General features: G+C 37.9%; 5 protein-coding genes and 1 pseudogene. 3 read left to right on the plus strand and 3 right to left on the minus strand.

Annotated elements, in window-relative coordinates:
• Window positions 1-461 precede the first annotated feature (461 nt).
• The 3 genes from ACEW8E_RS08460 to ACEW8E_RS08470 all read left to right on the plus strand — a co-directional run bounded on the left by ACEW8E_RS08460 (window position 462) and on the right by ACEW8E_RS08470 (window position 2,492).
• Window positions 462-674 (plus strand): hypothetical protein, encoded by a 213-nt coding sequence (locus ACEW8E_RS08460; RefSeq protein ID WP_373479902.1) that lies wholly within the window; start codon window positions 462-464, stop codon window positions 672-674.
• The gene (locus ACEW8E_RS08465; RefSeq protein ID WP_373479903.1) at window positions 664-1,023 is read left to right on the plus strand and encodes a type II toxin-antitoxin system RelE/ParE family toxin; all 360 of its coding nucleotides are present in this window, start codon (window positions 664-666) and stop codon (window positions 1,021-1,023) included. Before ACEW8E_RS08460 ends, ACEW8E_RS08465 begins: the two co-directional genes overlap by 11 nt.
• A 134-nt stretch (window positions 1,024-1,157) precedes the next feature.
• Complete coding sequence (locus ACEW8E_RS08470) at window positions 1,158-2,492, plus strand: DUF2254 domain-containing protein (RefSeq protein ID WP_373479904.1); 1,335 nt, start codon at window positions 1,158-1,160, stop codon at window positions 2,490-2,492.
• Between the two features lie 208 nt (window positions 2,493-2,700).
• On the opposite strand, the gene ACEW8E_RS08475 is transcribed toward ACEW8E_RS08470, so the two are convergent.
• From ACEW8E_RS08475 to ACEW8E_RS08485, 3 genes and pseudogenes are all read right to left on the minus strand, one after another.
• Window positions 2,701-3,216, minus strand: a complete 516-nt coding sequence (locus tag ACEW8E_RS08475) for a hypothetical protein (protein ID WP_373479905.1) — start codon at window positions 3,214-3,216, stop codon at window positions 2,701-2,703.
• Window positions 3,201-4,286 carry a glycosyltransferase family 2 protein gene (locus ACEW8E_RS08480; RefSeq protein WP_373479906.1) on the minus strand — a complete coding sequence of 362 codons (1,086 nt, stop codon included), beginning with the start codon at window positions 4,284-4,286 and terminating at the stop codon, window positions 3,201-3,203. The genes ACEW8E_RS08475 and ACEW8E_RS08480 overlap by 16 nt, the downstream gene beginning before the upstream one ends.
• A 366-nt stretch (window positions 4,287-4,652) precedes the next feature.
• Window positions 4,653-4,801 (minus strand): annotated as a pseudogene (locus ACEW8E_RS08485) (IS630 family transposase); the annotation flags it as partial.

The raw sequence follows: 4,801 nt of genomic DNA on the forward strand, positions 1-4,801 counted from the left end.
GGAAGATACTATTACTAAATCCTGACATAATTTAAGGAAAAATAGTAAGTAATAATGAGAAAAATAGAGAGGAAAAAAGTCTATAATGTAGTAAAAACAGGATAGACAGAGATCTACATGGCAAAAAATTGAAAAATAAAGGCAGAAAGATTAAAAATAAATAGAAAAGGTTAAAATTAAATTTTAAGTATGAGATTAGGGGAAAAAGAAAAAAAGATGAGAAAAAAAAGGTAGTTAAAATTTGAGAATGAAAAAACCCTGTAGCGATAAGGGTAGATACAGGTGCGATCGTTTGTTTACCGTTAGCGAGAATATCAGAGAGTAACATAGGCAACTCAAGAAAATTTATTTTATGATCTAAATTATGTCACTCTTATGTTCATATTTTCTAAAAAAATCCAATTTAGGTAAGACAACTTACATTATAATACTAACCATAATCAATTAATTTAGTTAAAGCCATGACATCTAAACTCTTAGAAATAGAAGGAACTTGGGAAGAAATACTCCTACAAGGTGATCAATTTAAAGGACATAGAATTAAAATTACTATTCTTGATCAAGAAGACTCAATTACTACTCCAGAAGCTAGTTTTCGTCAAGCATGGCAAGACATAAAAGAAGGTAAAGTTAGACCGATTAGTGAATTATGGGATGGAATTGATGCCGAATAAAAATAGTTTATTTGAGATTAAATTTGCTGCTCAATTTAAACAAGATATTAAAACATTAGCGAAAAAATATCGTCAGATAAAATCAGATATTAAACCCATAATTGAACAATTAGAATTAGGAGAATTAATTGGAGTCAGGATACCTGAAACTAATGATATTTTTTATAAAGTTAGAATCAAAAATAGTGATATTCAAAAGGGTAAAAGTGGCGGTTATCGTTTAATTTATCATGTTCAAGGTTCTACAATTATTATTATGATGACGATTTATACTAAATCAGAAAAAGAGGATATTTCAGCTAAACGAATCCGAGAAATTTTAGCAGAATATGAAAACAACAACCAGTAAAAATTATTTCTCCCTGAGATAATCTACATCATATCCCATGCCACCGAGTTGAAAAAGGAAGTATTATTAACTCAAATAGAACCTATTTCGATCGAGCATAATGAAAAATTAGTAGGTTATTTATATTACTATTTATGAAATATGCTAAGTTAGCTAAATTGTGGGATTCATTACATTCCAGTTTCTGGTTTGTGCCAAGCCTGATGGTGGTACTGGCGATCGCACTTTCCTTTATTACCATCTGGATTGACCAGACACTAGAAGCCAATATCGTCGAAAGAGTTGACTGGGCTTATTCTCTAGGTACTAATGGTTCACGAGCCATTCTTTCTGCGATCGCTGGTTCAATGGTGACTGTTGCTACTACTGCCTTTTCTATTACGATCGTGGCACTTCAGCTTGCATCTTCTCAGTTTGGTCCACGTTTGCTGCGGAATTTCATGCAAGACACGGGCAACCAAATTGTACTGGGAACTTTCATTTCCACGTTTGTCTATAGCTTGATGGTACTGCGAACAGTCAATGGCGTGGAAAAAGATGTGTTTGTCCCCCACCTGTCAGTGACCATCGGCATTGTCTTAGCGATCGCCAGCGTTGGCGTATTGATTTACTTCATTCATCATTCAGCCTCATCGATTCAGGTCGATCAGATAATTAAACAAGTGGGAAATGATCTTGATATTGCGATTGATCGGCTTTTTCCTGAAAGAATTGGACGGAGTACATCGAAGCAGATACAGGAGGAGAGTTTAGTCGCTATTCCTGCTGACTTTGAGCGAGTTGCCTGTCCCATTAAGACGATCGCCAGTGGTTACATTCAAGGGATTGATGACAAACAACTGATGCAGATTGCGAAAGAGAATAATCTGTTATTGCGGGTTCAACAACGTCCTGGTCGTTTTGTGGTCAAAGGAAGTGAAATTGTGCGGGTCTTTCCTGAAGAAAAGGTCAACAAAAAGCTGATAACCCAGATCAACGAAGCCTTTATTCTCGGTTCCCAGCGCACAGAGCAACAAGATGTGGAGTTTCCCATCGATCAATTGGTTGAGATTGCGGTACGCGCCCTTTCTCCAGGCATTAATGATCCGTTTACTGCCATCCGTTGCATCGATCAACTTAGTGCGGCTCTTTGTCATTTAGCCCAAAGAGAAATTCCTTCTTCCTACCGCTACGATGACCAAAACCAGCTTCGGATCATCGCTGAACCGATCTCCTTTGCGGATGCGACGGATGCGGCTTTCAACCAGATTCGGCAGTATGGAAAGTCGAGTGTTGCGGTGACGATGCGTTTATTAGAGGCGATTACGGCGATCGCGCCCTTTACTCACCGAATACCAGACCGAACCACATTACAGCGTCATGCGGATATGATTGAACGCGGTGGGCAGGAAGGCATTGCGGAGGAGTTGGACTACGAAAATGTGAAGGAGCGATATCTGACTGCGGTGAAAGCGATAGGTCAATCTTAATCAAATAGATTACTGTGATAGTGAAACAATATTGATGAATAATAAATCAAATATATATGTTAGTATTTGGCGGAAACATAGGAGTGGTGTCATAAGGGGCAGTGGTTCTATATTTTCAGCAAAGTTTTCTAATACTTAAATTGAATTTAATTAAACAACTATTGATTGACTACAATTCTTTATTTCGAGGTTTCTAAGGCAACACAAATCAAGTAATTTTTCTCTGTTCTTTTAATAACAACAGACGTTGAAGTCGAAGTTGATTGTAACGCTGCACCCATAAACAAGGCAAGTTAAAAGCTGTTCCCACGAGCAAATTTATCAGAAATCCCCACCCTGGTGTCCAAAGCATCGTCACTAACCAGAAAAGCCAGATAGTTATATGAACATATTCTGCCCTACGGGTTTCAGCTAAGAAACGTGACATAACAGCATAGTTACCCCCCCTAATGGAATTTTTACTAAAACCGCCTTGAAAAAAACCACCAGCTTCGGGTAAACGATCCTTCCAAAGTTTGATCCGTAATACCCTTTCATACCAATGCCGATCTTGCTCCAAAAATTGCAACTGAGTAAGGCAAGTATCAGTTTCTAAAAATTTTAAAGGAAGCAAATGACCGATAAAACCGATAAAAATTGACCACATTAGCCAACCGACGAAACAAAGCACCAAAATGATCAAATCTGGTAGTTGAAAAATTGGTAAACTCATGGCTTTGTCCATCGAGTGCTAATGGTTCTTCCTTTCCACTCAATTTGACCCCGTTTAAGATTAAGAATTGCGATGATAAATACACCAATAAAGAAAACAACAGGAATAGGGAAGAAAAAGACAATCCATCCAAATGAACCCACGGGTTTAACAATAATCCCCAACTGAATAGCAAAAGCCAGATAAAGTACTACCGTATAGACTAAAGAAGGATCACCAAAAGTTGTCCAACCCAATAAAGATGCGGGTAAACACCACGCTGACCAAAATAATGCTGAAAGCCAGAGTACCACCGCAAACATTCGCAACCACGATACTTCCCCTGCTGCCGTAGCAAAATTTTTATCGAAACCATCAATCAAATCTCGTATTCCGCCAGGGTACATCCGATAGTCTATTTGTCCATAACCCATATAAGCACTAACGGGTAAACCTGCCTTTTCGTAAACATGGGCAATAAACCAATCTTCTACTACATATCCTGCCACAACATCGTGACCACCGATGCGCTCATAATCATCCTTACTTGTAGCCATAGCTGGTCCAAATGCCACACCACCCTTTGCACCAAGTTTGATCGCCATTAAGCCCACAAGATTGAATAGTACCGCTAATAATTCGTAGGGTCGTTCCGTGCGATGATAGGGCTGAATTGAAATCAAACCGCCTAAATTTTGAACTGTGCCAACTAACCTACGAAGTAAATCTTTGTTCGGTTCAGTGTCAGCATCAAGAAAGACAAGAAAATCCCCTGATGAAGCGGTAACTCCAGTTTTGAGAGCCCAGTTTTTCCCAGTCCAACCAACGGGTAAAGGAGAAGTCTGGATCACTTTTGCCCCTGCTTGTTGGGCAACAAGGGCAGTCTGATCAACGGACTGATCATCAATAACAATGATTTCGTAGGGTTGAAAGGTTTGTTGTTGTAATGCCGTCAGAAGATGGGGGAGAGTATTCTCTTCATTTCTAGCAGGAATCAAAACAGAGACTTTCGGCGAACTGACAACTGCAATGTCGGGAAGTCTAGGCAAACGCCACATTAAAATCCAGCCTATTAACCAGCGCATCACTAGAGTAATGGACATTAAATTTAGATCCATAATGACTTAATCAAATCACTAACTAACATTTGTGCTTCTTCGGGTAATTCACTAACATCCTGTTGTATTTCCTCAAGATTAACCATGATACTTACTTCCTTTTGGTAATTTCAATGTTCGCTAATTTTATTTTAGTAAAGTTGAAAAGTATTTTTTAAACTGTAGCAAATTCTTTATTATTTTCTAATGGATGATGATGTAATATCATTAATTGATCCGAATTTAAAGTTTCAATGGCATAGGCACGTCCTGATTTACGCCAAATCGTGGTGATTAATATTGACTAAAATACAGAAGACAAAATCCAATGTCTGTACTGAGGAATCTTGACTTGTGTAAGCTAAGACGCATTTAAGTTGCATTAATCAAATTTCCCTTATTCTTAAATTTTTTACTCCAATTTATCTCTAATTGATTTTCATTTAATAGCCTTGCGATTGTTGTTTCTAACTCTTCTACATTTTTAAATTCTCGATTAGCTATATATTCCTTTGCCGAAT

The sequence above is a fragment of the Geminocystis sp. genome (assembly GCF_041753295.1).
In the GTDB taxonomy this organism is placed as follows: Bacteria; Cyanobacteriota; Cyanobacteriia; order Cyanobacteriales; family Cyanobacteriaceae; genus Geminocystis.